This is a genomic window from Thermococcus indicus (genome assembly GCF_006274605.1).
Classification (GTDB): Archaea; Methanobacteriota_B; Thermococci; order Thermococcales; family Thermococcaceae; genus Thermococcus; species Thermococcus indicus.
Window position 1 is genome coordinate 2,086,107 of sequence record NZ_CP040846.1, and the last position, 25,972, is coordinate 2,112,078.

A 25,972-nucleotide genomic window follows, 5' to 3' on the forward strand; every position below is an offset into this window, starting at 1 on the left:
TATCACCAGATTCTAACTATATTTGGTGAGACTATGGGGCTTACAAAAGTAACTAGAAACTATCAGATTACTATACCAAGCGATGTTAGGAAGAAGTTGGGGATTAAGGTAGGAGACGTTCTAATGGTCGAGGTCGAGGATGGAAAGGTAGTGCTCAAAAAAAGCGAACTTGAGCTTCCCCTCCTCCCGGGAGGAAAGGGGTTGAAGGTGGAAGACATCGAAGAGGCCATAAGAAGGGGCCAGGGTGAAGGGAAGTGACGGTGATAGACACCAACGTCTTCGTATACTCCATTCTCAAAGATTCCGAGTTCAACGGAGAAGCAAGAAAACTGCTGGCCGGGCTGGAGAGATGGGTTGTCCCGAGCATAGTCCTTTACGAGCTCTATTGGTTCTTCAGGGAGGAAGGCTATAGAGAGGAGGAAATAAGGGAGGTGATCTCATCAATCCTAAACAGTCCGAGGACGAAGGTAATCTGTGACGGCGGAAAGTACACGAAACGCGCGCTGGAACTGACCAGAAACCCAAAACGCTTTAACGACATGATAATCCTCGCCACAGCGGAGGACTTTAAAAGGCTGGCCACGTATGACAAGAGACTGAAAAAAGAAGCAGAAAAGTTGGGCATCCAAACCCTACCTTAAACCCTCTCATACACCTCCTGCACTATCCTGAGAACCGCCTTGTAGAGCTTCTCGCTTATCGTGCCTTCCTCGTAGTGCGCGGCCAGCTTCTCCTTATCGATTATCTCCTTCTTTCCATCCGGCCACCTGACTATGTCCACCTCGAGGTCGATGTAGCGGGCCCTGTCCGGGTATATCTCGACCGGCGTGTTGATGTTGTAGTACTCGCCCTTCAGGTTGCCGTCACGGTCGTAATAGCGGTGCACAAACCACCACTTCCCTTCCTCTATCTCCGTGATGACGTAGTCGCCGAACTCTATCGGCAGGTCGAGACCGTCGTAGAACTTCCCGGGCTTGAGGTGGCGCTTGAATGTGACCCTGAGCGGGTTCAGAGAAACCTCCTGGACTTCACCTGGCCCTATCTTTATCCTCTGGCCATCAGGTTTGTTGTGCTCGAGGCTGAAGAGCCAGCCTTTCTTCGGCCCCTTGTTGGAAACGACTGACTCCCAGAAGCCCTGCCTGACCTTCTCCCGCTGGCCCGGTACCCTGGCAAGTATCCCCTCGGCTATCTCCACCGCGAACCCGAGTTCAAGGTCGTGGGCCTTCAGCTGGTGGTGGCCCTCAACCGTCGGAACTACTTTGTTCCGTATCTCGTCGAGCTTCTTCTTCGCCCCTCCACCGAACTCGACCTCGTAAATACCGCGTCCCTCGATCAGGAGGGACGGAGCCGCGTAGGAGTCAGCCCTCGCAAGGGTGTCGGCCAGCTTCGAGAGCGCCACTATCTCATCGCGGAGAAGGTTCCAGTCCTTGTAGGCAGCGGCCGTCCTCCACAGGATGCCCCACTCCCCGAGGTCAACGCTCAGACCCAGGATGCGGAGCCTCTCGCGCTCGCTCTGGTCCCTTATCTTCCGGGATATCTTGACGTGCCTCTGGGCACCGACGGGCTTCGGAATCAGAACCGCGTAGTCGCCGGGGATCGTCAGGGTGACGCTCAGCTGGGGGAGCAGGTTGTGCTTTTTGACCTGGACGAGGAGTTCATCGCCCTCCCTGGCACGGGGAAGGTCCTTAACCGGTATCGTACCTATGGCGCTCCCAATGTCCACGTAGACATATCTCTCGTCCCTCTGAACGACTATTCCCTTGTAGATGCCGTACAGCTGGTAGGGAAGCTTCCGGAAGAAGACGTCTATGAATTCGTCCTCGAGAACCTCCCTAACCTCCTCAACTTTCGTCCCGACGAGGATGACCCCATGGTGGTCCTTCTTGTCATAGACGTCAACATCGAACTCGTCGTAGGTCTTCTCGAGGTTGAAGCGCTCGACGATCCTGTTGCTCGGCTGTGAGATTCCGAATCCCCTGTCGAGGAACAGCTTGGTGAGGGCAGTGCTGTATATGCCCCTAACCCGGACTGTAACTCCTGTGTCTGTAGACACCTTCACCACCCCTCATCTTCTTTTCCACCACTCCTATGAGCGTGAGACCCTCGAGTATCTCGCCGGCGTCAGCGACACCGCTCAGCTTCTCAACGTTTCTCGCCTCAACCCAGAGCAGTCCCCGGGAGTGCCAGTCTCTCAAAGCAGCTTCAACCTTGTGAACGTCACCGGGATGAGTATAGAGCCTGAGGAGGAACCTTTTAAGGGTACCGAGTTCGGCCTCGAGCGTCTTGACCTTCCTGAGCTCCTCCATTATACCCGCGGGTACCTTTTTTTCCTTTTCGCCTCCAGCAAGCAGCGCCATTCCTTCGACCTCGGAGGTCAGCTCGCCGAGGGCCTTTCTAACGGCGTAGTCGTAGACCCTGTGAAACTGAACGAGCCTCTCCATCGCGGTCTCCAGCTTCACACGGGAATCGTAGTCGTCCCTCGAGAGAAGGGACAGAAGCTCCTCGAGCCGGAACTTCATCTGATGCTCGTTCCGGTAGAGCTCCTTGGCCTGTACCTCAGCGTAGCCCCCGACCCCGCTCATCTCACGGTAAAGGCCCGCAGCCACCTCAAGTTTCTCCCGGGATACAGTGTGAAGGGCCTTAACGGTCTCCAGAAGAGCCTCCCTGTCCCTCTCACCATAGATGGCAGGGAATTTGTTCTCAAAAGCGGAATGAAGCGATTCCAGACGGGAAAGCCGGGACTTAATCTCCTCAACGTTCATGGGAAAACCCCCTGGCCATAACTTGCCCCCTCCCCCTACTTGTAGTTTTCGATGCAACCCTCCCGGACGTGTTAAACGAAAGCGCTTACCCAAAATCTTTTTTTAAGCCAAAAGGCTAATCCAAGCGGTGCTTCAGATGGTGCTCTACGACCGCTTCGGCAGACCCGCGACCAACCTCAGGATATCCCTCACCCAGGACTGCAACTTCCGCTGCTTCTTCTGCCACCGCGAGGGACAGCACTTCAACGCGAGCCTTGAGCTGACCCCCTCGGAGATAGAGAGGCTCGTCAGGGTGGCGTCGCGCCTTGGAATAAGAAAGGTAAAACTGACTGGAGGAGAGCCCACCGTCAGGAACGACATAATAGAAATCGTGCGGCGCATAAGGCCATACGTGGTCGATCTCTCCATGACCACGAACGGGAGCAGGTTGAAGGAGCTGGCGAAGCCGCTCGCCGAAGCGGGCCTCAACCGCGTCAACGTATCCCTCCACAGCCTGAAGCCAGACGTTTACCGCAGAATCACCGGTGTCGATATGCTCGACACTGTCCTCAAAGGCATAGGGGAAGCGGTGAAGTACCTCAGCCCGGTGAAGCTCAACATGACCGTTATGAGGGGACTGAACGACGGCGAGATATGGGACATGGTGGAGTTCGCCGCGAAGACCGGGACGATACTCCAGCTCATCGAGCTCGAGGCCCCGAGGGAGATGACAGAGACCAAGTTCTTCAGGAAGTACTTCTACCCGCTCAAGCCCGTGGAGGAACGGCTGGAGGAAATGGCAGTAGAGACCCGCGAGAGGAGGATGCACAGAAGGAAGAAGTACTTCATCCCAACAGACCACGGCACGGCGGAGGTTGAGGTGGTCCGGGCGATGCACAACACGGTATTCTGCGCCAACTGCACGAGGCTCCGCGTCACGTCGGACGGGAAGTTCAAGACCTGCCTGCTGAGGAAGAACGACCTCATCGACTTCGCGACGGCCCTCCGGAACGGCGCAGACGACGGGGAGCTCGTGGAGATATTCCGCCGGGTCGTTCTCATGAGGGAGCCGTACTGGAAATGAAGGAAAAGTTTTTTGGGAAGCTGGCATCTATATGATTAGGTGAAAGCGTGGGGCACGGGAATGAAATCCAATACATATCCGCCTTAATCCTGATGGGGATTGGCATATACGGTGTCGTACGCTCCTTTGAAGAATACAAACGACACGGAGAGCCCGTAAAAACCCTTGCCCGGACACTGTTGGTATCCTTTTTCCTGTTCGGCATCGCCGGAGGCCTCGGAGTACTCGCAACAGTGGCGGTCTCCCTTAAGTTCTGGATGCTCCAGGCAGTCAGTATAACGCTCGGATATATAATTCTGGCAAGCTCAACGCTGAATCTGCTGGGCAAACTGGAGAGGTACTGGCGTGCATCATCCGTTCAAAAGGAGAAATCGACTGGAAGAAACCCACCCCTACCACCAGCCGCGATGCTCACGTCGCCAGAGGATGCAAAGATTCTGCTGAAAACTATCCTCGGGTATTTCAATGTTCCCATCCTTGCCATAGGCAGAGAGCACCCAGAATCATGGGCCGAGAAGATGGGGATGGCGCCCGCGGAATACATCTGGCTCACCCGCGTGGAGCATCCCCAGTCAGTAAGCCCCAGTGCCCTCCATATCCTGAACGGGAAGATAACCACGTTCCTCAGGAACAACCCTGGGGGAATAGTTTACATCGAGGGAATCGAGTACATAAGCTTCTATGTGGACTTTAAATCCATAGCGAAGTTCATCCTCGCGGTCAGGGACGCGGCCATAATCCACGGGGGACACATGATACTGCTCGTTGCCCCCGAAACGCTGGAACCGCAGCAGTACGCAATATTCAAAAAGGAACTCGAAACCATCGATGTTCAGAGAATCGTCAACAACGTGGTGGGCGTTGCATTGTTTGGAACGTTGCCCCCAGGGAGCGCGCCCAAATCCCCGGAGCGGAATGACGATGCCGGCACTCCGAGTCCCAAAGAGGGAAGCTGAACCCGTGAAGAGGAAGCTGAAGAAGCTGGGCCTCTACGACGGGAAGAGGCGTCCGAAGCGGGATGGAGAGTTCGTTCTCCTCCCGGTCGTTGAAGATGAGAGCGTGCACTCGCTCGGCTACGAAGTCCTTCAAGCGGAGCTTCCCCTCCGGCCCGAACGACAGCTTTACAAGAACCTCGAGAGCGTCCTCGCCGGGAGGCTGAGCGAGGAGGAGCTGAAACACCTCAGGCGCTACGACATCGTCGGGGATATTGCGATAATCCAGGTGCCGAGGGAGCTTTCCCACAGGGTGGACGATATCGTATGGGGCCTCAGAAAGGTCCACCCATTCATCAGGGTCGTGGCCCAGAAAGGCTTCCACGAGGGGGCGTTCAGGATAAGGGAATACTCGATAATCTGGGGTGAGAAACGGCTGGAAACCGTCCACAGAGAAAACGGGGTGCAGATAAAGGTGGACCTCTCGAAGGCCTTCTTCAACCCGCGGATGAAGGGCGAGCGGTACAGGTTGGCCCAGCTCGTTCAGGACGGCGAGAGGATTCTGATTCCCTTCGCCGGCGTTCTGCCGTATGCGCTCGTCATAGCGCGCTATAGGAGAGTCAAGATCACCGCGGTGGAGCTGAACAGGGAAGCCTACGAGCTCGGCCTCGGGAACATCGAGCTGAACCGGGAGAGGCTGAAGGGCGAGATAGAGTTCATCCACGGCGATGCCTTTGAGGTTCTCCCGGAGCTCCCGAGCTATGACCGTGTGATAAGCCCGACGCCGAGGGGCGTTGATGCCCTGGCCCTAACGCTGGACCGGGCCGAGAAATGGCTCCACTACTACGACTTCGTCCACGAGGCCGACATCGGGGCGTTCAGGACCAGGATAATGGACGCGTGCGCCATGCTGGGAAAGGAGTGCGGGGTCCGCGTAAAGAAGGTGAGCGACTTCAAGCCGCACGTCTTTAAGGTCTGCGCGGATGTGGAGATTGAGTGAACCCTTATTAACCTCAATCGCATTACCTTGAATGGAGAGTCGTATGGAACTGGAACAGATACTCAGCATTCTGCACCTCCATGCCCAAGAACTCCGGAAGTTCGGGGTTAGGCACATCTGGCTCTTCGGTTCTTACGTCCGGGGAGAGGCAGGGAAAGATAGCGACCTTGACGTTCTCGTGGAGTTTGAGGAGGGAAAGAAGACCTTCGACAACTACATGGAGCTCAAGTTCTTCCTTGAAGAGCTCCTCGGAGTCGAGGTTGACCTGATAACGATCGAGGCCCTCAAGCCGAGGGTCAGAAAATACGTGTGGAGCGAGGCGGTGAGCGTTGAGGCATAAGGGCTAAAACTCAAGCAAAAACCTCCACAGCGGGAGGCATCTCACCGTTTTCTCACCAAACTTTTCCTCACAGGAACGCCAGCCCGTGACTATTATCCCCTCATTCAGGTTGAATGCTTCCATCGCCTCTAGCAGACCTTCGACTTCCCTTTCCCAGCTCTCGTCGATGTCCCAGCTCACCTGGATGGCACGGGTTATTTTCGGCCCCTCCTTTACGAGGAAATCAACCTCGCCCTTTCCGCGGTAGTAGTAGACCTCACGGAAGTGCTGGCGGAGGTGCCTTGCAACTGCGTTTTCAGCGAGTCTGCCGATGTTCTCGGTGAATCGGATTCCCACGACGTTCGCTATCCCCGTGTCAATCGCGTAGAGCTTCTTTGGATAGCGCATGGCGTCCTTGACCTTCGGCGAGAGTATTGGAACGCGGAAGCTCAAATAGGCTTCTTCCATTGCGTCGAGAACGGAATCAACGAAGTTGGGCGATACCTTCCTCCCAACTATTCCAGCGAGCTCGTTCCTCAGCCTTGAAACGCTCACCAACGAGGAGAACCTGCTAAGGGCCAGTTCAGCCACTATTTTAACGGCTCTCGCATCCCGGAAGCCGTGCCTGTAAACTATATCCCTCAGGACTATTCCCTCGAAGAGCTCCCTAAGGAGTTCAAGCTTTAAGGTTTCGTCGTCCATGAGAACAACCTGCGGAAAGCCCCCGAACTCAAGGTACTCCCGAAGAAGGGCCTCAACTTCCTCCCTTCTCCCGAAGAGGCGTTTAACATCAGTCGAAAACCCCTTAAAGGTCAGAAATTCCCTAAAACCCAATGGGTAAACTTCAACGGTCAAAACCCTGCCGGTGAGGAGCGTTGAGAGCTCTGAGCGGAGAAGCGAAGAGGTTGAGCCCGTTACTATGACCTTTGCTTCTCCAAGGTCGAGAACCTTTCTGACCCACTTCTCCCAACCTGGAACGTTCTGAACCTCATCGAGAATTATCAAGGGGTTCTTACCGCTGTAGACGTAGGTTCTGTAGGCGGAGAATATCTCCTCAAGGAACTCCAGCGAGAGATAGGGTGAAAACCTCGGATCCTCAAGGTTCACGTACAGAGTGGCATCGGGAGGCATACCTCCCTCTACCATTTTCGCAAGGAACAACCCGGCCAGCGTCGTCTTTCCAGACCTCCTCGCCCCTATGAGCGCGACCGCTCCTCCGGAGAGCTTTCTCTCAATCTCCAAGAGATACTCCTCCCTCGGTATCGCGTCCCATTTCCTCCCGCCCCAAATGTTGTAGGGGGCTAAAACCTCCAGTATCTCCTCACGGCTGAGCATATGTCATCATCCAAGGAATATTATATAGTCCAATTTTTATATTTTATGGAATATAAAAATCGCAAAAATTGATATTATGCAGAATACAAAAACGCTCACTTCTTCCCGAGGAAGTCGAACAGCGTCGCCTGCTTGCCCTTCTTCTTGGGCTTGTGTATCTTCCCCCCGCTTTCCTCGACGGCTTCCATTTCCTCTTCGGCCTTCTGGAGCTCCTCCTCGCTTATCTCTTCCTCCGCCTCTTCCCCGGTTTCCTCCTCTCCCGTGGGCTCAACCTCTCTCTCGGTCTCGTTCTCAGCGGCGACCCTCACGTGCTCCTCCAGTTCACCGCGCTCCTTGAGCTTCTTCTCAATGTTCATGCTCTTGCCCCATATGGCCTTGGCCTTCTCCTTGTCCCCGACTATGAACTCGACCTCCTTGAGGTCAAGGTCGAGGAAGACGACGAAATGAGCGGCCATGTCCGGGTTGTACTCGAATATCGCCTTCAGGACGTTGAGGGTCTCCAGAGCCTCCAGCTTCGCCATATGCATCTCGCTCATTATCTTCTTGACGACAGAATCCCTCAGCGAGCGCTCCGCCTTGCTCTCCGTGAGGAGCTTTATCGTCTTCGGGGGATAAATCCGCACGAAGCCCTTCTTTTTGACACCTGCAACGGCAACCCCCGCGGTCATCATGTCGGTGGCGTACTTCCAGAGGCCGTAGTTCCCGGTCCTCTGCGCCCTGCCGAGGTATATGTCAGCCCTGCTCAAAGCCTCGTAAGCCCTCGCTATGTCCTCGGGCTTGTAGTAGACGTAGGGGAGGTTCTCGTCTATCCACTGGAGGAGTTCGTGGGGGAACATGTCAACACCGAGCGTTGCCATCCTGGCTTTCTTCGCGTTGTCCGTGGCAAAAATCTGCGCCAGTGCCTGGAAAACGCTCTTCTCGGTGTCGCGGTAGGCCAGAACCTGGGCCGCGTCCTCGACCCCGCCCGTGACGACGGTCTGTAGATCGTTCACCGCGGCACGGAGGTCGCCGCCCGCGTGCTTGGCGATGTCGTAGAGCAGTTCCTTTGGAACCCTCTTACCCTCATGGTGGAGTATCCTGGCGAGGGCTTTGATGATGTCGCGCTGGGTCAGGCGCTTGTACTCCACTATCTGAGCCCTGCTCCGTATATCCCTGGGAACCTCCCAGTAATGGTTGGCGCTCATTATTATGGGGTTTCTCGCCCTGTCGATGAGCTTCGCTATCTCCCTCGCCCCCGTCGGCTCGATGTTGTCTGCCTCATCCAGGAATATGAGCTTCCGCCTCTTTCCGAGGATGTCCATAGTGTAAGCGGCCTGAACGTAGCGCTCTATCTTCTCGTACGTCCTCTCGTCGCTCGCGTTAAGCTCTATGACCTCAAAACCGTACTCCCTGGCCAGAGCATAGACGGTGGTCGTCTTACCGGTTCCGGGCGGCCCCGCGAGGATGAGTGCCTTCTTCTTCGGAGGCTTCCCCTCCAGCCACGCCCCTATCCAGGCCTTGACCTGCTCTATGGCCTTTGTCTGACCGACTATCTCGTCCAGCCGCCTCGGCCTGTACTTCTCTACCCAGGGCACTTCCCTCGGCATGGCCATCACTTGCCCATTATGGTGAACTGCGCCAGGAGAGCCTCGAGCTGTATCATCTCGTTGGCGCCCTCAACGAGGCGGAAGTTGTACTCCCCTATCTTGTCCGCCAGTGCAACTTTTCTGTCTTCAGGAATCGGCAGGTTGAAGACCTCCTTGTGCATCTGAATCAGCACGTCCTCACCACTGAGGCCCTGCTTGAGGAGAATCTCCCTGAGTTTCTCCCTCGCCTTGAGGAAGTTGCCCTCCAGTGCCAGGTTCATCATATCACGCACATCCTCCGGCCTGGCCCTGCTCGCCACGAGAAAGACGTTCTCGTCGGTTATCGTTTTATCGAGCGCCGCAGCCGCCTGCAGGACGTTTATTGCCCTCCTGAGATCGCCCTCGGCAACGTACAGTATGGCCTGAAGGCCGTCCTCCGTCAGCTCAAGTCCCTCGTTCTCCGCTATGTACCGTATGCGCTCGGCCACGTCCTCGTCGTTGAGCGGTCTGAAGCGGAAGATTGCACAGCGGCTCTGGATGGGCTCGATTATCTTTGAGGAGTAGTTGCAGTTGTGGCTGACGAGACCGTTGGAGATGAAGCTGTGGTCCCTGGCGCAGGTAACGTCGTAGACGTCGAGGTAGCCGAGTTCCTCCTTCTTGATGACCTTTTCGACGACGTAGCCGTTGAGCGTTCTCTCGCTCAGGAACTCCTCAAAGGTCATGAAGTCCCGTGTTAGGCCAATCGGAACGCCCCTGAGCCTGTTGACCACGAAGTCCCTCTTAACGCCGAGAACCTTAGCGGCTTGAGTTGGGTTAGTTGCGGTGGCGAGCTCAACGGCCCTCTCGGCAATCTGTGGTAGGACAATTTCCTTGTACGCCAGCTTAATCCTCAGGTATTCCCCAACGAGCCTCGCATAGGAGTCTTTAGCGTAGGCGTAGCCGACCCTCGTGAGGAAGTTGAGGTAATTGACATCGTTGGGTGTAACTATGAGGCGGACGGCGAACTTTCCATCGGCCGGGGAAACCACTATCTTTGACTCCACATCAAACTCTCTAAGGAGTCCGGCCAAATCGTTGAAGAACTCGGTTGTCTCCTCAAGGCTCTCCCTCGTTGCGCGCATCTCAAGCTTTATCCCGTTGAAGTTGTACTTCCTTCCGCTCGGCTTTGTCCCGTCCGCTCCGAAGAGTCCTCTCAGGAACTCCCTCTTGATGAAGAGGTTGCCCCTCTTTATCCACTCCGGAACGGTGTAGCCGTTGGAGGTTTTGTTTCCTGCTTTGACTCCCCAGAAGCGCATGAGCGCGTGGAAGGCCGAGCTGTCAACGTAGAGCATGTGTATTTTGCCCTCAACCTTTCTTCCGCGGATTTCCGATGAGACTTCCCTCTCGATTATTTCAGAGGGCTTTAGGCCGAGTCTCCTGAGGTCTTCGGCGAGGGCCTCAAGCTCCTCCTTACTTGAGTTGAACCAAACCCTCTTGTGTGCCTTCACGAGGTGGCCGTCGCCGAGGAGGAAGCCGAGAACCCTCGCGAGGATTCCAGCTTTCTCGTCGTCGTAGCGGACGAGCCACTTCTCCTTGACCTCCTTAAGGATGCTGTAGGCCATTCCGCTCAGCTCGCCGTTGAGGAGCCTTTTAACGGTGGAGTAGCTTATTCCTATTCCAAACTCCTCCTCTATGACCTTCTTCACGTCCATTGCATTTCTCAAGGGCTTACCATCGCGAATCTTTCTGATTAGCTGTTTTTTGCCCTCAATCCTTCTCTCAACGTAGCCCTTCTTTTCAAGGCTCTGCAGGAACTGGTTGAGCCTCACCCTTGATAGGCCGACTTTTTCCTGCAGTTCTCTCCTCGAAATCCAGTCCCCTGGGATCTGCCCCAGGATTTCGGCCTCTCTAACCGTCAAACCGTTCTCCATCTCGGCCTTAAGCTCCAGAACCCTCGCGAGGATTTTCTCCTTATCCCTCGTGAGAAGTTCACGGAAGGTTCTCGCCTCGCCAAGCGGCTTCAATCCGTGCTCGCGCTCGATTTCTTCAAGGAAGGCAAAGAACCCCCTAAGGTCAATTATCTGCCTCGGGTCGGGCTCGTAGGGAGTTCCCTCCAGTGTAGGCCTGACGAGGACTTCCGAGTCTTCCTTAAGATCGTAGGTCTGAACCCAGCCCGTCGGCGTGAGAAACATGTGGTCGCCAGTTGCCTCTATTACCCTTCCACTCTCAAGGGTAAGCCTGTAAACGGGGTGGCCGATTATCTTTGAGTTGAAAGCCACCGCAGCAACAACAGTGTCCCTTCCGGCCCTGTTGCTGACTTCCTTGATGATGCCCTCCTCGAAGTGCCTGAGGAAGTCCCTAATCTTTACCTCCCTCTCGTCGGGGGTGTAGATTTTGGTGTCTCCTGTGACACAGCTCAAAATAAACCTCACGTTGTTCGAGAACATCTCCATCGTTCTCCTCAGGGCCTGCTGAGCGTCCTGGGTCAGGGCATCTGCCTCGTCGAGGAAGATTATCTTGAAGCTCGCACCGCCTATCGGCTTAGTCCTTGCGAACTCTTTCACCTTCTCGCGGATGACGTTTATTCCGCGCTCGTCGGAGTTGTGCAGGAGGACAGGTATCTCGCCGGCGAAGAACATCTCGTTGCCCGGAACGCTGACGTCGTAGACGAAGTCGTTGTACTCAACAACCTCGACCTTCCTAACGATTAGGGCATGTAAGTCCGTCTGGGCGAGCTTTCTAAGGGTTTCTAGGATTCTCCTGCCCCTCTCGTCGAGCCTGTCCTTGTTCACCATGGCAAGAACCTTCTTCAGCGTGGCCTTCCTCACGCGCTTCTTGCCCTCGTAGAGCTGGTGCCTGAGCTCGTAGCGCCAGTTGCCCTCGATTGCACCCTCTATACTCTTGAGCATCTCCACTATCGGCTCCGCCGGAAGGAGCTCGGCCTTGCTCCAGTTCATGCCTCCCCCCAGATTAACCTTGCCTCCCTCTCGAAGAGGCTCGCCTCTACTCCAGAAATCCTCGCGAGCCAAACGGTGTCTATAAGCATGTCCCTTGAGACAGAGGAGACCCTAACTACTCCACCCCACTCGCCTGTTCCGTCGCCGTCGGCAAGGCCCTTCAGGAAGGCTATCCTCTCCTGAACCGGGAACTCGAAGACGAAGCCCGGAATCCTCTTGTTTACCGCCCTCCTGCCGTTGCCGTCGTAAAAGCTGTCCTCGAAGAACCTCGCCAGCTGGGTGTTGAGGAGCCTGAGCTGGTGCCCGCTCTTCCGCGAGCGGTCGAAGGCCGAACCAACGTCGTTCTCGTAGACGCTTATGCCAAGGTTTTCCGCAAAGGCCCTAACGCGGTCTATAAGCTCCCCCTCGTGACCTCCGAGGGTGTATATGATCTGGCCGGAGGTGTTGCCCTTGAAGCCGACAGCTCCCTCGGCGGCGTAGAGGCCGAGCATGTAGGAAAGCTCCTCGCCGACTGGAAGCTTCTCAAAGGTCCTAACCCGTGAACTCTCCTTAACCCTGTAATTGCCCACATCGAGGATGTCAAGAAAGCCCTCAAGATTGGCAGTGAAGCTGAGGAGGACTGAGCCTTCTCTCAGCTCGCTCGCCTTTATCGTTTCGAGGCCGTTCTCGGTGAGCACCATGACCGAGTGGTTCCCGGTCAGTTCGAGCTTTCCTCCTCCCTCAAGGTGAACGCGGAGTATAACTGGAACGCGGTGGCGGATTATCTTGCTCACCCTCGACCATCTGACGCGGTAGTTCTCATCAACCGTCAGGACTTCGAGGTTGTAGGCATCTTTGTAGGCAACTTCACCGTCGTTTCCGTCGAAGTAAATCTTATCGAGTTCGGCAAATGTAGTCCGAACAACCCTGCCATCAATCCTCACGAGTATTGGGGTGTCCTTGGAAACGGAGGCGTTAAGCTCCAGAAAATTATGTTTCCAGTGCTCCCCGAAGAGTTCCCGTACTAAAGCGAGCGTAGCACTGGTCTTCCCGACACCGGGAGGACCGGCAAAGAGTAAATGGGGCATGGAGCCGGTTCTGGCGTAGTGCTTGAGCCTTTTGACTATGTGAGCCTGACCGACGATGTCATCGAGCCTCGCGGGCCTGTATTTCTCAACCCACGGCTTTTCAAGGATCCTAACTTCCTGAACTTCATCCGGCATGGTCATCACCTACCCAAATCTAAACGGCACTTGGGGATATTAAGGTTACTCTTTTTTCTGAAAGCTTCGCCCTTCAGGACGGGGAGGAGGTCAGCGGTGCGTGGCGCCCCCATCGCGGGCTGCACCAGAACGGGCACTGCAAAACTTTTATACCTCGATGACCAAAAAACGACCGGTGGTTCTCATGGCGAAGCTGGACTGGATTAAGGAAGAGCTCAAAGAGCTCAAGGACAAGGGCCTTTACGTAACCATAAGAAAGCTCGAGAGCTCCCAGGGCCCCTGGGTCGTCGTTGACGGAAAGCGCGTTCTCAACATGTGTTCGAACAACTACCTCGGCCTGGCCGCCCACCCCAAGATAAAGGAGGCCGCGATAAAGGCCATCCTCGACTACGGCGTCGGTGCCGGAGCTGTTAGAACCATCGCCGGAACGATGGAGCTTCACGTCGAGCTCGAGGAGAAGCTCGCCAAGTTCAAGAAGAGAGAAGCCGCCATACTCTTCCAGAGCGGCTACAACGCCAACCTCGGCGCTTTAAGTGCTCTGCTCACCAAGAAGGACAATGGCGTGTTCATCAGCGAGGAGCTCAACCACGCGAGCATCATAGACGGAATGCGCCTCAGCGGCGCCCCGAAGGTCATCTACAAGCACCTCGACATGGAGGACCTCAAGAAGAAGCTTGAGGAGAACAAGGACAAGGAGAAGAAGATAATCGTCAGCGACGGTGTCTTCTCGATGGACGGTGACCTCGCCCCGCTGCCGGAGATGGCGGAGCTGGCCGAGCAGTACGATGCCATGCTCTACATAGACGACGCCCACGGTGAGGGTGTCCTCGGAGACAGCGGAAGGGGTATAGTTGACCACTTCAAGCTGCACGATAGAGTGGACTTCGAGATGGGTACGCTGAGCAAGGCCTTCGGTGTCATCGGCGGCTACGTGGCCGGACCGGAGGAGGCCATCGACTACCTCCGCCAGCGCGGAAGGCCGTTCCTCTTCTCAAGCGCCCCGAACCCGCCCGACGTCGCCGCGGCTATAGCTTCCGTCGAGATACTCCAGCACAGCGACGAGCTCGTCAGGAAACTCTGGGACAACACCCACTTCCTCCAGAACGGGCTCCGCGATTTGGGCTACGACCTCGGCAACACCAAGCACCCGATTACTCCGGTTATGCTCTACGACGAGAAGACCGCCCAGGAATTCTCAAAGCGCTTATACGACGAGTACAACATCTTCGCGCAGGCGATAGTCTATCCGACCGTCCCGCTCGGAACCGCAAGGATAAGGCTCGAGCCTTCCGCGGCCCACAGCAAGGAGGACCTCCAGTACGTGCTGGACGCCTTCGAGGACCTCGGGAAGAAGACGGGCTTCTTGAAGTGATCAATATAAAGCCTTCCCTTCAATTTTTACTTTTTCTTCCGAAGGCTTTGCCCTTCTCGACTGGGTGGTTCTTGGAGACAACTAAAAATGGCATATAACGATTAAAGGATAGATTGAACGTTTAAACGATGTTTTGATTTCAATCATGTCACTGCCAGAGAGTAAAATTTATTAGTTCTCAATTCGAAAAAAAAAGGTGGGATCATGAATTATCCTGAGATAAAGCTGGCCCTTGAAGTAGTCAAACTTATCGCAGTTACAGGGATGCTCGTAATTGTACTCAAAAGACACAGGACCTTTACAGGCCTCTTACCTTCCCGCATCCTCAGCAGGACATTTGGATTTCTGGTGGTATTCTGGCTTGGATTCCTAGCGGATGTTTTCAACGACGTGTATCCCACATCATTCACAAAGGTACTGGACGATATCATACTCTCCATTACACTGATTTTTGGTGCGTACTTAACTTGGTGGGGCTCTAGGACAACACTAAGAAAGTCCATAGCTCCAAAACGACTCCACGGCAACCACACATCAGCAAAAATCAAAAGCGGTGCCCATATTGTGTCCGAACAAGATGTTAACGAGATAATACGGCTATCCTCAGGAAAAAAGATACTCTTTGTGACAAGACGGCCGGAAATTATGAAAAATCTGGAAATCCCGTACATATGGGTTACAAAGGTTCCCGGCGAACATTCCATCGATCCATCCGACATGCATATTCTCCTCCACAAGATTGCCAAAAGCATGGATGAGGAGACGGTAATAGTTTTAGATGCCGTGGAATATCTGATTCTGGAGAATGGCTTTGGCCCCACTATGAAGTTTCTAACGGCTCTCAAGGATATAACGCTAGAGAAGAAAGCAACTCTGCTGATTTTGCTGAATACTGAGTCCCTCGAAAAAAGAGAACGTGCGTTTATTGAGATGGAATTTCCCCCGCTTACTTCTTCTTCCGAAGACTTTGCCCCCCCAAAGGGAAGGACAATCAACACCCCCTTCTGACCAACGACAAGATCACAACGTGAGTCTTGCCAAGGCAAAAAAGAAATTCACTGAGGCAAATCCGTTCTGGTTAGCCGTAACTTGTGTAAAGTTTGTAAGCCTCGTTACGGCTAACCTTCCCTCCTCCCATTTTCATTGGAGGGCTTTCGGGGGGAACGGAGACTCCCCACATCTTCGGAAGCTTTGACGGTCTCCATTCGGGCTTAACAACCCCACATATCGGAGACTGTCACACCACCACAAAATAAAACCCAAGAATATTTTAAAAATTACGCAAAGCAAAAGACACCAAACATTTCAAAAGTTACCATTTATGAAACAGCCCACACATAAAAGGTGAGATTTTATAGACTTTAAATCTTTGTCAGAAACTCAAAACTTCACCCACTCAACCTTGTAGTACACCACGTCGTTGTCCTCATCGACGACAGCCATCACCATGTTCTTCCTGACGCCGTGGGCAACCCTCACGCGGGCGGTGATGTCGTTAGGGGAAAAGCGGAGGTTTTCTGGAACCACCCATATCAGCCACTGGGAGTGCTCGTCCATCCCGCGCCTGTAAACGCGGAAGTGGGAGCCGAACTTGAGGGCGGACTTCACCGTGTACCCCCTGTCGCGCAGGTCGGTGTAAACGAGTAACTTGATATCAAACTGGTCGTCCCTCTTCCTCCCGAGTTCGACCAAATCCTGGAAAGAAAGCTCCTTCTCCCCATCGAAGACCCGTATCTTGCCCTTCTCCATCAGGTAGGCCGCCTCTATGAGCGAGAGGAAGAGCTTTCCGTTCACGACCTCGCCAAAGTAGCGCTTGTTGTAGAACTGGTTTATCGCCTTCTCCCTCTCACTGAAGACCCTGTCCCCGCTGAGCTGAAAGATTATCGGTTCCTTCAATTCCTTCCACCCCACTCGTCGGCGGGCAGGAGCATGTAGTACGCATCCTCCCCGTCCGCATAGTAGCCGATTATGCGCTTGATCCGCCTGAAGCCAAAGCGCTCGTAGAGCTTTATGGCATTTTCGTTGCTCACGCGAACCTCCAGGCCTATGTAGCGGGCCCCCCGGTTTATGAGCCTTTCGATGACCTCGGTAAGCAAAGCTGAGCCTATGCCGTTGCCCCGGTACGCCGGATCGACGGCTATGCTCATGATGTGGCCCTCGAGGTCCGGTCTGAGGTAGCCCATGACATAGCCGATAACTTTGCCGTTGTACTCGGCGACCAAAAAGGTGTCGGGGTTGTTCTCCAGGAAGACCAGGAAGACACCCCTCGGGTAGTCCTCCCTGAAGGACTCGCGCTCTATCCTCATGACCTCGGGGATATCAAAGAGCCTGGCCGGTCTTATGGCCACCATGGCTAGTGGGACCCTCCCCCCAAACTGACGGATGGAGACGCTCATATCCTATTCTACGCACCAGAGCTTTTAAGGATTAACTGCCTCCTCGTCCTGAAGGATGAGACTTTCAAAGAAAATTCAATGCACCCAAAAGCTTTAAACGTCTGGACAAATAATCCGACCCCATGAGGAGATGGCTCCCCGCGCTGGCACTGCTCTCAACAGCCGCGCTATTCCTTGGAGTCTACGTGGGCTCCGTGGGCATAAGCCCGTCCGACGTCACCGCCAGCATAGCCTACGGAATAAAATCGACGCTCTCTCACTTCACCCAGACCAACCCGGGTGAAAAGCCGCGGTACTTCGTGATAATATGGGAGCTCCGCCTCCCAAGGGTTCTCCTGGCGTATCTCGTTGGGCTCTCCCTCGCCTCAGCGGGCGTCGCTTCCCAGGCCCTCTTCAGGAACCCCCTGGCTGACCCCTACATCATCGGTGTCAGTGCCGGCGCCGGAATCGGGGCCGCGCTGGGTGCCATCTACGCCCCCTCGCACATGGGCTCCCTTGCCCTCGCCTCCGCCCTGCTATCGGTCTTCATAGTTTACTCCGTCTCAAGGGTCGATGGCCATGTCCCCGTTGACACCCTCCTCCTGGCGGGAATAGCGTACGGCTTTCTGGCGAGCGCGGTAACGTGGTACCTCATCATAAGCCAGGGAGAGAGGGCCCACGTCACCTGGATGTGGCTCATGGGGACGTTCAACGGTGCCGGCTGGGGCGACGTTGGTGAGATGTTCATCGTCTCCGCCCTGGGGACGGGCTTCCTGATATGGAAGTGGCGCGAGCTGAACCTCGTCCTCCTGGGCGAGGAGAGCATAGCACTTGGCCTCGACCTGCACCTCTACAGAAAGCTCTTCATCGGGGTCATAGCCCTTTTAACGGCCTTCGCCGTCTCGACCGCGGGAATAATCGGCTTCATCGGCCTCGTCAGCCCACACGTGATGCGCCTTCTCCTCGGCCCGAACCACAAAAGCCTGACCCCCGCGAGCGCCCTCTTCGGAGGCGTTCTCCTCGTCTTCGCAGACCTGCTCGCCAGAACCGTCGCAAAACCGACCGAACTGCCGGTGGGCATCATAACCGCACTGATGGGGGCGCCCTTCTTCCTGTACCTCCTGATGAAGCACAAGAGGGGGGAGCTGTACTCATGACGATGAGGCTGGAGGTTAGGGTTTCCTTCGCCTACGGCGAGAGGGCGGTCCTGAAGGGCGTCGAGTTCACGGCGGAGAGGGGTGAGCTCCTCGCGATAATCGGGCCGAACGGTGCCGGAAAGAGCACCCTGCTGAAGGTCATGGTCGGGATTCTGAGACCGAGGGGGAGCGTGAGGCTCGACGGAAGGGACCTGCTCTCAATGAGACCTCCGGAGAGGGCAAGGCTCATAACCTACGTCCCGCAGAGCTCCTTCCCCGAGTTCGCCTTCACCATCGAGGAGTTCGTTGAGATGGGTGCCTATGCAACAAGGGGCAACGTTGAGGCGGCTTTGAAGCGCGTCGGCCTCTGGGAGCGCAGGAAGGAGCCGGTAACGAACCTGAGCGGCGGCGAGTACCAGCTGGCCCTCGTGGCCAGGGCGCTTGCGCAGGGGAGCGAGGCGATACTCCTGGATGAGCCGACGAGCCACCTGGATATAAACCACGCCCTCGTGGTGATGGAGCTGCTGAAGACCCTTAAGGAGGAGAAGATAATCGTGACCGTTCTCCACGACCTGAATTTAGCGCTCCGGTACGCGGACAGGCTCGTCCTCCTGAAGGGAGGGGAGAAGTACTGGGAGGGGAAGCCAGGGGAGCTGAAGCCGGAGACTATTGAGGAAGTCTACGGGGTGAGGGCGAGGATAGCGGAGGTAGATGGCCACAGAGTTCTTATAGCGGGGATTTGAAGGCTAGTATGAGAGATAGCCGGAAGGATGTCAGTTATGTTCTTTTTCTACCTATTACTCAGGCTCCAAACGAACGAAAGGCCCATTAGGTTTTCCAAGCTTCAAGAGTAAATTTTATAAGTCAACATTGGGCAATAGCATGTGGGGCCCACAATGGTGAGAAAGAAACCCCTGTTAGTGGTCTTACTGCTGATTCTCCTGGGAGGAACCACAGTAGGGGCCTTAAACTACACGGCAGGCAACGAAGACTCCGTAACCAGGGTACTCGGCTACGACGTGTACAGGATCGAAGGCTCAGGCAACTACATCATCTACTACCCCCTGCCCAACGGAAGCGTTAAAGTTCTGAAGAATGGAAAAGCCGGCGGCCTCTTCCCGACCTTCGTCAAAGTACCCAGGCACGAGTGGATAAAGGAACTCTCAACGGCAGAGAAAGCCCTCTACGCCCCACCAACCCCGCTAATACTCTACATCACGGAGGACGGAAAGCTGGGAGTGAAAAGCATAACTTCAAGCAGAATCAAGCTCGAAAGCGAAAAGACGCTGAACCTGAAGGGGGACTATCAGGTTCAGGCAAAGGGTTCATGTCCAAGGGGCTGGATAGACTTTGGGGGAAGGTACTGCCTCGACCCACAGTGGAGTCTTCATTTTGACAGCAGGGCAAAGTCAAAAACCTTCGACGAGTGGGTTTCAGTGATGGGATTGAAGATTGAGAACAGGGTCGCAGAAAAAGTTGATTACCACTGGCTCCTCCAGCTCAGCAGGAGCACCTACAGCTACTGGACAGTTGGGATTGATGTGGGACCTTTCAACGTAATCACCGTGTCCCTTGGAAACCACTTCGAAGGCTGGGGACTAGACATTGGATACGAAGTTGATGGACCTCTCCAAGTTCGTTCAAACACCTGGGAGCGGTATCTTAATATTAAGGTGGAGTACATTGTGGCCCACGCCAAAGTTCCGGCATACGACAAGCTCACAAGGAAGTACATGGACATAGAGATAGTTCAAACTTACCCCATCAAAATCCACAGCACCGGAAGGTACACAATACTAGAATCTTCCAATGGCCAAATCAAGTTCACCGAATCTTACGGGAGCAATCCACCAAGAATAACCAAGACTCCAAACCTCTGGACAATTCCTGAGAACGTCGAGTGGACAAGAAGCTGGATCGGTGTAAGCACATGGAAACGGGCCATATACCTAAGACAGAACCAGAGCAAAGAATTTAGCTCAAGCTCTAGCCTGAACATCCCACTCGGCTATGCAGCCGGAAAGTACCTGACAAGGATAAGCCCCAAACTCGGAAAATTAGCCAACACGATAAGCATAACCGTTGGATTCCACCATAGCTCAGGATACCGTTCAATGGCAGAATACAGCGTTAAAATCAAGCCAAGGAAGAGTTGCTATGCGATGTACAGTGTTCTGGGAGTCAATGTCGGCACGAGTGGAGCAAAGACAAAGGTAAACGTCCCACTAGTGTTCGGTGTCATAACCGACGGCAAGGTACCTTCACCACCGTGCAACCCAAGAACGGGTGTATGCGTGGACTCCACAAACCCATGGGGAAGAGAAGGAGACTAAATCTCCATTCCCTATTTTTAGGGTGCAGAAGCACCGGTAGAGACGGCCCAGGGAGATCAGAAACCAGGATAATTGAAGATTGAAGACGTCTACAGGGCAAAGGCCAAGATAGCGGAGGTAGATGGTCACAGAGTCATTCTAGCAGGGGTCTAGCAAAGGTTTAAAACGTCAGGTGAGAAGATGGGTCAGGGGTGAGAGAATGGAAACGAAGAAAACCGGCACCACCACCGTGGGAATAAAGGCCAGGGACGGTGTCGTTCTGGCCGCTGATACGCAGGCTTCCCTCGACCACATGGTCGAGACCCTCAACATCAGGAAGATAGTCCCGATCACCGACAGGATAGCGATAACAACCGCGGGAAGCGTCGGCGACGTTCAGGCCCTGGCGAGAATGCTCGAGGCGGAAGCGCGCTATTATCAGTTCACCTGGAACAGACCCATGAGCACCAAGGCCATGGCGAACCTGCTCAGCAACATACTCAACGAGAACAAGTGGTTCCCCTACCTCGTCCAGATAATCATAGGCGGCCACGTTGAGGAGCCGACCCTGGCGAACCTCGACGCAATGGGTGGTCTCGTCTTCGATGACTACACCGCCACTGGCTCTGGAAGCCCCTTCGCCATAGCCATCCTTGAAGACGGCTTCAGGAAGGACATGAGCGTCGAGGAGGCGAAAGAGCTGGCAGTCAGGGCCGTGAGAACCGCCGGAAAGCGCGACGTTTACACCGGCGACAGGAAAATCCAGGTCGTCGTCATAACGAAGGATGGTATGAAGGAGGAGTTCGTTGAGTTCAAGGAGTGAACCGTTCAACGGTCGCACCAAAGCCCTTTTTAATTCCCTTTTCGAGTTGGTAACATGCGGAAGCTTTCCGAAAAGCTGGCGGTTCTCGGGCTGATAATCCTGCTCGTCTCGGCGCTCTACGCAGCGGAGAGGCTGACCGTCAATCCGAGCGCGGTTCTCGGTGAGGTAAACGGGATACTCGACCAGGTCCAGGAGATAAGGAACCTCACCTTCAAGGAGAGGCCGAAGATAGTGGTTCTCACGAAGAGCGAGGCCCTGGCCAAGTGGAAGCCAGGCAAAGCGGACATCGAGAGGATGAAAATAGAAGAGCTGACCTACAAGATGACCCTCCTCCTTCCGCCGGATTACCAGTACGTCAAAAAGGAAACCGAGAGAAGCGCCAACTGGATAGCCGCAACCGTTGGGGACACGATATACATCATCCAGGAGAACTTTATGGCCGATCCGGACACCGCCAGGAGGACGATAGCCCACGAGAGCGTCCACGTGCTCCAGAAGCAGTGGTTCGACGCGAAGTACGACGCCGACACCTACGATGGCACCATAGCGATCCAGTCCCTCATCGAGGGCGACGCCGACCTGGTTGCTGACCTCTACTGCGAGAGGAACGGGATACCCATCCACAAGATACGCTCGCTGAGCGGGAACCCGCTTACGGACCTCCACATCTTCCCCTACGTCTTCGGCGACAAGTTTGTTCGCTACCTCTACGAGAAAGGCGGCTGGGAGCTGGTGAACGAGGCCTATGGTCACTATCCAGTCTCGGCGCAGCAGGTCATGCACCCCGAGCTGTACCTCGAAAACGTTACGCCCACCAACGTCACCCTGAGCGAACCGCCGAGCTCGCGCGTCCTCAAGGAAGACAGGCTCGGCGAATACTACGTTTACCTCCTCCTCAGGGACGTTGCGAAGCTTGAGGACGAGACCTCCTGGAACGTCTCGAGTGCGTGGCGCGGGGATAAGCTCCTCTTGACCCAGAACGCGAGTGGCTACCTCCTCCAGTGGAAGGTGGCCTTCTCAAGCGGGAGCGCCGCGAGGACCTTTGGTGAAACCCTCTCCAAGCTCGCGGAGGGCAACACCTATGCCAACTACACGATAAGGATTGAAGGGAACTCCGTTCTCCTGATCGCCAAAAGGAGGGACTGATGTGAAGCTCCTCTGCCCCATCTGCGGGAAAACCTACGACGAACCGGTTCAGAGGTGTGAATGCGGTGAACCAGTCGAGTTCGAGCCCTTTAAGGGCGAACCCTACATTGGAAAAACAGTCTGGGAGCGCTTTTGGGACTTCTGGCCGGTGGAACCTGCTCTGGAACTTTCGCTCGGCGAAGGCGACACACCCCTAGTGAAGTCGAGGCTCGGCGAAGAGCTTGGAGTGAAGCTCTACCTCAAGAACGAGACGGTCAATCCAACCTGGAGCTTCAAGGACAGGGGGACGTTTTTAGCCCTAAGCCACGCCCTCAGAGAGAGTTATAAGGCCGTCGGAACGGTCTCGACCGGAAACATGGCGGCGAGCGTTTCTGCCTACGCTTCCCGCTTTGGGTTGAGGGCCAAAATCCTCGTCTCCGAGAGCGCGAGCGACGAAAAGCTGAAGGCCGTTTCGGTTTACGGCGGCGAGGTCATCAGGGTTCGCGGCGACTACGGGAAGCTCTACTTCGAGAGCCTGAATCTGGGAGAAAGGCTCGGGGTTTATTTCATCAACTCGGACAACCCCTTCCGGATCGAGGGCTACAAGGGCATAGCGTTTGAGATAGCCGAGGAAGTAAGCCCGGACTACGTTCTCATTCCGACCAGCTCCGGTGGCCTCTTCCGCGGAATAGCTAAAGGCTTCATCGAGCTCCACGAGAGCGGGCTCATCGATGGACTTCCAACCCTCATCGCGGTTCAGGCCGAGGGCTGTTCGCCGATATGCAGGGCGTTTAAGGAGGGGAAAACAAGGGTGGAGCGCTTTGAGAAGCCGGAGACGATAGCGAAGGCCATAGCGAACCCATATCCACCGAGTGGGAACGCGGTTCTAAAGCTTCTCCGCGAGTTTGGCTGGAAATGCGTGACGGTCTCAGATGACGAAATCAGGGAAGCCCAGAGGAAGCTCGCCGGTGAAGGCATCTTCGTCCAGCCGGCGAGCGCGACCGGTGTAGCTGCCCTGAGAAAGCTCGAACTTCCTGAAGGGGTCAAGGTCGTCTCAATACTTACCGGTTCCGGTTTGAAAACTTTGAAGAACGCTCCGGCCAGGAAAATAAGGGAATGCCCGCTTGAAGAGCTGGAGAACTGCCTGGGGTGATGAAAATGCTCGCCGGAATCGGCCTCATGCCCCACGGAAACCCGGTTCTTGAGCCGGAGGATGAGGAAACGAGAAAGCTCGCGGAGGTTCTGAAGGAAATCGGAAGAACCTTTAGCGACGTTGATTCCTACGTCTTAGTAAGCCCCCACAACGCCCGTATGAGCGACCACCTCGGCGTTGTTTTAGCGGAGAACCTCGTCTCGTGGCTGCCCTTCGAGGGGAAGGAAATCCCAGGGGAGTGGAAGACCGACCGTGGGCTGGCCGAGAAGATTTATAGAGTAGAGAAAGAGGCAGGAATGCCGGTCGTCGATTTAAACTTCGCCTCGCTAAGGGGAGAATACTCCCGCTGGCCGTTGAGCTGGGGGGAGCTGATCCCGCTGAGCTTCCTCAAGAAGAAGCCGCTCGTACTCATAACTCCCTCGCGCGGGGTTTCTAGGGAGACGCTCGTAAAGTTCGGCGAAGTCCTCGGAGACGTGCTCGATATGGAGGAGAAAAAAGTCGCCCTCATAATAAGCGCCGACCACGGGCACGGGCACAGCGAAAACGGCCCCTACGGAAAGGTGAAGGAGAGCGAGGAGTACGACAAACTCATAATGGAGCTGATCAACGGGAACCGCATTGAAGAGCTGCCAAAACTCCCCGAGGAACTGGTGAGAAAAGCCCTCGTTGACAGCTACTGGGGAATGCTGATAATGCTCGGGGCGATGAGGAAGGCCGAGTTCGAGCTAAGGACTTCAGCCTACGCCTGCCCGACCTACTTCGGCATGGCCGGGGCGCTGTGGGTGAGAAAGGGCTGAGCGCAAGTTATTCGTGTTGTGTATTAGTAATACACAAACCTTTTATATTATTGTGTATTAGTAATACACATGATTTCGCTGATTGAAATTACCGAGGAGTACCTCGGCTCCCTCAGGTTCGTCGAGGAAATACCCAGAGAAGTTGAATTGCCCGGGGGAAGGGACATAAAGGCCATAATCGGGCCCAGAAGGGTAGGAAAAACGTTCCTGCTCCTCAAAAAGGCCAAATCAATCAAAGACCGCCAAAACGTTCTCTACCTTCCGTTCGATGAACCAGAGCTGAGAAGACTAACTGCCCGGGAGCTGGCGGAAAGAATCAGGCGAGAATTCCCTGAAGGCAGGGTGGTTCTTTTCCTTGACGAAGTTCAGGAATGGGCAGAATGGGACGTCAAGCTTCGCTGGCTCCACGACGTTGGAGATTTCGATGTATACATCTCGGGCTCCTCCTCCACCCTTATGTCCTCCGAGATACCCTCGCGCCTGAGGGGAAGGCACGTCTCAAGGCTGATTCTCCCGCTCTCATTCAGGGAAATCGCGGGAGAGTCCGGAAAAACCTTCCGGGAAAGGGGGAGACTCCAGGCGGTTCTGAAAGATTACATAAAGTGGGGAGGTTTCCCGGAGGTATGGACGTCCAAATCAAGGGAGAAGATTATTTCAATCCTCGAAACCATGTTCTACAGGGACATGGTGGAGCGCTTTGCCTTCAGGGACGTCAAAGAATTTCAGGAGGCCTTCTACCATATACTTTCCCTCTACGGCGGCTACTTCACGTACCGCTCCCTCCAGAGGGCCCTAAAGGGCCTCGGCGTCGACGCAAACCTGAAGACGGTCATGAACTACCTCAGGGCAATGGAGGAGTCCTTCCTCGTTTTCCAGCTCCCAATATTCTCACCCTCAACGAGGGAGAGAATGATAAAACCCAGAAAGCTGTACCTCGTTGACACTGCCTTTGCTTCTCTCTTTTTCAAAGGACACGACGGAGGGAGAAAACTGGAGAACCTGGTGTTCATAGAGCTGTTGAGGGAGAAGAGCTACTGGAACCCGTCGCTTGAGATCTCCTACTACTCCGACGGAAAAAACGAGGTTGACTTTGTCGTGAGAGAAGGTTCGCACATGAGGGAGCTCATCCAAGTGACCTACGAATTGAACGCCGCAAACTATGAGAGGGAGATCAAAGGGTTAATCAGAACTGCTAAGAGACTCGAAGTGAGTAAACTTACTGTAGTCACGGTGGAAGACGAAGAAAGGATTAAAGAAGGAAACCTAACGGTGGAGGTTCTTCCAATTTGGAAGTTCCTCCTCAGAGGACATCAAAGCTAATCTCAAGCAGTTCCTTGCTTCTCCTGAAGCGGACTTTCCTGATTTTTATCTCCCCTATTTCCCCGGTAGTTGCGGTGTGCTCCTTGTTGCAGGCATTTACGTTCCAGCCCTCTATAACGACCACCTTGAGGGTTCTTACCTCCGGCGGGATCGGGAAAAGGTCGTACATGTCCTCGCCGAAGCGCTCCTCTGCCTCTTCGCGCGGAAGCTCGTAAACCTGGACCGGGACGTTTTCCCTTACCTTTTCGTTTGCCAGGCGCTCTATCTCGGCGATTTCTTCGGGCGTCGGCTTTCTGTCGAACTTGACGGTCAGCCTTCCATGGTTTCCATCCACGTAAACACTCGCCGTCCACTTTGCTTTCTCGCCAAGAACCTTGACGACGGCGCCTTTAACGACATGCAAAGCCGTATGGGCTCTAACGTCAACCGGCGGCATAGGCATCGC

At 54.9% G+C, this 25,972-nt stretch carries 25 protein-coding genes and 1 pseudogene; 16 read left to right on the plus strand and 10 right to left on the minus strand.

Annotated features, from left to right (window positions below; genetic code table 11):
* Window positions 1-33: 33 nt before the first annotated feature.
* Window positions 34-258, plus strand: a complete 225-nt coding sequence (locus FH039_RS11325) for an AbrB/MazE/SpoVT family DNA-binding domain-containing protein (RefSeq protein ID WP_139681393.1) — start codon at window positions 34-36, stop codon at window positions 256-258.
* Window positions 255-641, plus strand: coding sequence for a PIN domain-containing protein (locus FH039_RS11330; protein WP_139681394.1), 387 nt, complete (start codon window positions 255-257; stop codon window positions 639-641). The genes FH039_RS11325 and FH039_RS11330 overlap by 4 nt, the downstream gene beginning before the upstream one ends.
* Here FH039_RS11330 and FH039_RS11335 read toward each other — a convergent pair.
* Together FH039_RS11335 and FH039_RS11340 are read right to left on the minus strand one after the other, a co-directional pair.
* Window positions 638-2,053 (minus strand): DUF402 domain-containing protein, encoded by a 1,416-nt coding sequence (locus FH039_RS11335; RefSeq protein ID WP_139681862.1) that lies wholly within the window; start codon window positions 2,051-2,053, stop codon window positions 638-640. The two genes, FH039_RS11330 and FH039_RS11335, sit on opposite strands and share 4 nt — an antisense overlap.
* The gene (locus tag FH039_RS11340) at window positions 2,019-2,762 is read right to left on the minus strand and encodes a hypothetical protein (RefSeq protein WP_139681395.1); all 744 of its coding nucleotides are present in this window, start codon (window positions 2,760-2,762) and stop codon (window positions 2,019-2,021) included. Before FH039_RS11340 ends, FH039_RS11335 begins: the two co-directional genes overlap by 35 nt.
* A gap of 139 nt (window positions 2,763-2,901) precedes the next feature.
* Between FH039_RS11340 and moaA the strand changes: the two genes are divergently transcribed.
* The 4 genes from moaA to FH039_RS11360 are packed head-to-tail and all read left to right on the plus strand — an operon-like array spanning window position 2,902 to window position 6,097.
* Entirely contained in the window at window positions 2,902-3,825 is a 924-nt protein-coding gene (gene moaA / locus FH039_RS11345; RefSeq protein ID WP_206206176.1) for a GTP 3',8-cyclase MoaA, read from the plus strand.
* Between the two features lie 47 nt (window positions 3,826-3,872).
* A complete protein-coding gene (locus tag FH039_RS11350; RefSeq protein WP_139681396.1) occupies window positions 3,873-4,781 on the plus strand; it encodes a DUF835 domain-containing protein in 909 nt (302 codons plus the stop codon).
* The gene (taw22, locus tag FH039_RS11355) at window positions 4,747-5,757 is read left to right on the plus strand and encodes a tRNA (guanine(37)-N1)/4-demethylwyosine(37)-methyltransferase Taw22 (protein ID WP_139681397.1); all 1,011 of its coding nucleotides are present in this window, start codon (window positions 4,747-4,749) and stop codon (window positions 5,755-5,757) included. The genes FH039_RS11350 and taw22 overlap by 35 nt, the downstream gene beginning before the upstream one ends.
* Window positions 5,758-5,788: 31 nt before the next feature.
* Entirely contained in the window at window positions 5,789-6,097 is a 309-nt protein-coding gene (locus FH039_RS11360) for a nucleotidyltransferase family protein (protein ID WP_240703225.1), read from the plus strand.
* A 3-nt stretch (window positions 6,098-6,100) separates the two neighbouring features.
* Here FH039_RS11360 and FH039_RS11365 read toward each other — a convergent pair whose 3' ends face one another.
* The 5 genes and pseudogenes from FH039_RS11365 to FH039_RS12585 form a co-directional block, all read right to left on the minus strand.
* On the minus strand, window positions 6,101-7,411 hold the full coding sequence (locus FH039_RS11365; RefSeq protein ID WP_139681398.1) for an ATP-binding protein: 1,311 nt from the start codon (window positions 7,409-7,411) through the stop codon (window positions 6,101-6,103).
* A 95-nt stretch (window positions 7,412-7,506) separates the two neighbouring features.
* Complete coding sequence (locus FH039_RS11370; protein ID WP_139681865.1) at window positions 7,507-8,997, minus strand: replication factor C large subunit; 1,491 nt, start codon at window positions 8,995-8,997, stop codon at window positions 7,507-7,509.
* 5 nt (window positions 8,998-9,002) lie between these two features.
* Window positions 9,003-11,912 (minus strand): LAGLIDADG family homing endonuclease, encoded by a 2,910-nt coding sequence (locus tag FH039_RS11375; RefSeq protein WP_168188412.1) that lies wholly within the window; start codon window positions 11,910-11,912, stop codon window positions 9,003-9,005.
* The gene (locus tag FH039_RS11380; protein WP_449454227.1) at window positions 11,909-12,835 is read right to left on the minus strand and encodes a hypothetical protein; all 927 of its coding nucleotides are present in this window, start codon (window positions 12,833-12,835) and stop codon (window positions 11,909-11,911) included. Before FH039_RS11380 ends, FH039_RS11375 begins: the two co-directional genes overlap by 4 nt.
* Before the next feature lie 102 nt (window positions 12,836-12,937).
* Window positions 12,938-13,114 (minus strand): annotated as a pseudogene (locus tag FH039_RS12585) (replication factor C small subunit); the annotation flags it as partial.
* 184 nt (window positions 13,115-13,298) lie between these two features.
* Between FH039_RS12585 and FH039_RS11385 the strand changes: the two are divergent.
* Both FH039_RS11385 and FH039_RS11390 read left to right on the plus strand, forming a co-directional pair.
* Window positions 13,299-14,486: a glycine C-acetyltransferase gene (locus tag FH039_RS11385; RefSeq protein WP_139681866.1), complete on the plus strand. Its 1,188-nt coding sequence runs from the start codon at window positions 13,299-13,301 to the stop codon at window positions 14,484-14,486.
* A gap of 204 nt (window positions 14,487-14,690) precedes the next feature.
* A complete protein-coding gene (locus FH039_RS11390) occupies window positions 14,691-15,494 on the plus strand; it encodes a DUF835 domain-containing protein (RefSeq protein WP_139681400.1) in 804 nt (267 codons plus the stop codon).
* Window positions 15,495-15,866: 372 nt separating this feature from the next.
* On the opposite strand, the gene endA is transcribed toward FH039_RS11390, so the two are convergent.
* Both endA and rimI read right to left on the minus strand, forming a co-directional pair.
* A complete protein-coding gene (endA, locus tag FH039_RS11395) occupies window positions 15,867-16,382 on the minus strand; it encodes a tRNA-intron lyase (RefSeq protein WP_139681401.1) in 516 nt (171 codons plus the stop codon).
* The gene (gene rimI / locus FH039_RS11400) at window positions 16,379-16,882 is read right to left on the minus strand and encodes a ribosomal protein S18-alanine N-acetyltransferase (RefSeq protein WP_139681402.1); all 504 of its coding nucleotides are present in this window, start codon (window positions 16,880-16,882) and stop codon (window positions 16,379-16,381) included. The genes endA and rimI overlap by 4 nt, the downstream gene beginning before the upstream one ends.
* A 122-nt stretch (window positions 16,883-17,004) precedes the next feature.
* Here rimI and FH039_RS11405 point away from each other — a divergent pair, with 122 nt between their 5' ends.
* From FH039_RS11405 to FH039_RS11440, 8 genes are all read left to right on the plus strand, one after another.
* A complete protein-coding gene (locus FH039_RS11405; protein WP_139681403.1) occupies window positions 17,005-18,018 on the plus strand; it encodes a FecCD family ABC transporter permease in 1,014 nt (337 codons plus the stop codon).
* A gap of 2 nt (window positions 18,019-18,020) precedes the next feature.
* The gene (locus tag FH039_RS11410) at window positions 18,021-18,740 is read left to right on the plus strand and encodes an ABC transporter ATP-binding protein (RefSeq protein WP_139681867.1); all 720 of its coding nucleotides are present in this window, start codon (window positions 18,021-18,023) and stop codon (window positions 18,738-18,740) included.
* Between the two features lie 153 nt (window positions 18,741-18,893).
* The gene (locus FH039_RS11415) at window positions 18,894-20,330 is read left to right on the plus strand and encodes a hypothetical protein (protein WP_139681404.1); all 1,437 of its coding nucleotides are present in this window, start codon (window positions 18,894-18,896) and stop codon (window positions 20,328-20,330) included.
* A 199-nt stretch (window positions 20,331-20,529) separates the two neighbouring features.
* Entirely contained in the window at window positions 20,530-21,132 is a 603-nt protein-coding gene (gene psmB / locus FH039_RS11420) for an archaeal proteasome endopeptidase complex subunit beta (protein WP_139681405.1), read from the plus strand.
* Window positions 21,133-21,186: 54 nt separating this feature from the next.
* Window positions 21,187-22,278: an eCIS core domain-containing protein gene (locus FH039_RS11425; RefSeq protein WP_139681406.1), complete on the plus strand. Its 1,092-nt coding sequence runs from the start codon at window positions 21,187-21,189 to the stop codon at window positions 22,276-22,278.
* 1 nt (window position 22,279) lies between these two features.
* Window positions 22,280-23,410, plus strand: coding sequence for a threonine synthase (thrC, locus tag FH039_RS11430; RefSeq protein WP_139681407.1), 1,131 nt, complete (start codon window positions 22,280-22,282; stop codon window positions 23,408-23,410).
* Between the two features lie 5 nt (window positions 23,411-23,415).
* Entirely contained in the window at window positions 23,416-24,207 is a 792-nt protein-coding gene (locus FH039_RS11435; RefSeq protein WP_139681868.1) for a DODA-type extradiol aromatic ring-opening family dioxygenase, read from the plus strand.
* Between the two features lie 69 nt (window positions 24,208-24,276).
* Entirely contained in the window at window positions 24,277-25,527 is a 1,251-nt protein-coding gene (locus FH039_RS11440; RefSeq protein WP_139681408.1) for an ATP-binding protein, read from the plus strand.
* Here FH039_RS11440 and FH039_RS11445 read toward each other — a convergent pair.
* Window positions 25,508-25,963, minus strand: coding sequence for an alanyl-tRNA editing protein (locus tag FH039_RS11445; RefSeq protein WP_139681869.1), 456 nt, complete (start codon window positions 25,961-25,963; stop codon window positions 25,508-25,510). The genes FH039_RS11440 and FH039_RS11445 overlap by 20 nt on opposite strands.
* Window positions 25,964-25,972: the final 9 nt, after the last annotated feature.

Excerpts from the sequence above, each read along its gene's own strand:
- FH039_RS11325 (WP_139681393.1), top strand. The coding sequence starts at position 34 with ATGGGGCTTACAAAAGTAACTAGAAACTATCAGATTACTATACCAAGC.
- FH039_RS11340 (WP_139681395.1), bottom strand. The coding sequence starts at position 2,762 with ATGAACGTTGAGGAGATTAAGTCCCGGCTTTCCCGTCTGGAATCGCTT.
- taw22 (WP_139681397.1), top strand. The coding sequence starts at position 4,747 with ATGCCGGCACTCCGAGTCCCAAAGAGGGAAGCTGAACCCGTGAAGAGG.
- FH039_RS11360 (WP_240703225.1), top strand. The coding sequence starts at position 5,789 with ATGGAGAGTCGTATGGAACTGGAACAGATACTCAGCATTCTGCACCTC.
- FH039_RS11365 (WP_139681398.1), bottom strand. The coding sequence starts at position 7,411 with ATGCTCAGCCGTGAGGAGATACTGGAGGTTTTAGCCCCCTACAACATT.
- FH039_RS11370 (WP_139681865.1), bottom strand. The coding sequence starts at position 8,997 with ATGCCGAGGGAAGTGCCCTGGGTAGAGAAGTACAGGCCGAGGCGGCTG.
- FH039_RS11375 (WP_168188412.1), bottom strand. The coding sequence starts at position 11,912 with ATGAACTGGAGCAAGGCCGAGCTCCTTCCGGCGGAGCCGATAGTGGAG.
- FH039_RS11385 (WP_139681866.1), top strand. The coding sequence starts at position 13,299 with ATGGCGAAGCTGGACTGGATTAAGGAAGAGCTCAAAGAGCTCAAGGAC.
- FH039_RS11390 (WP_139681400.1), top strand. The coding sequence starts at position 14,691 with ATGAATTATCCTGAGATAAAGCTGGCCCTTGAAGTAGTCAAACTTATC.
- rimI (WP_139681402.1), bottom strand. The coding sequence starts at position 16,882 with ATGAGCGTCTCCATCCGTCAGTTTGGGGGGAGGGTCCCACTAGCCATG.
- FH039_RS11405 (WP_139681403.1), top strand. The coding sequence starts at position 17,005 with ATGAGGAGATGGCTCCCCGCGCTGGCACTGCTCTCAACAGCCGCGCTA.
- FH039_RS11410 (WP_139681867.1), top strand. The coding sequence starts at position 18,021 with ATGAGGCTGGAGGTTAGGGTTTCCTTCGCCTACGGCGAGAGGGCGGTC.
- FH039_RS11415 (WP_139681404.1), top strand. The coding sequence starts at position 18,894 with ATGGTGAGAAAGAAACCCCTGTTAGTGGTCTTACTGCTGATTCTCCTG.
- psmB (WP_139681405.1), top strand. The coding sequence starts at position 20,530 with ATGGAAACGAAGAAAACCGGCACCACCACCGTGGGAATAAAGGCCAGG.
- FH039_RS11425 (WP_139681406.1), top strand. The coding sequence starts at position 21,187 with ATGCGGAAGCTTTCCGAAAAGCTGGCGGTTCTCGGGCTGATAATCCTG.
- FH039_RS11435 (WP_139681868.1), top strand. The coding sequence starts at position 23,416 with ATGCTCGCCGGAATCGGCCTCATGCCCCACGGAAACCCGGTTCTTGAG.
- FH039_RS11440 (WP_139681408.1), top strand. The coding sequence starts at position 24,277 with ATGATTTCGCTGATTGAAATTACCGAGGAGTACCTCGGCTCCCTCAGG.
- FH039_RS11445 (WP_139681869.1), bottom strand. The coding sequence starts at position 25,963 with ATGCCGCCGGTTGACGTTAGAGCCCATACGGCTTTGCATGTCGTTAAA.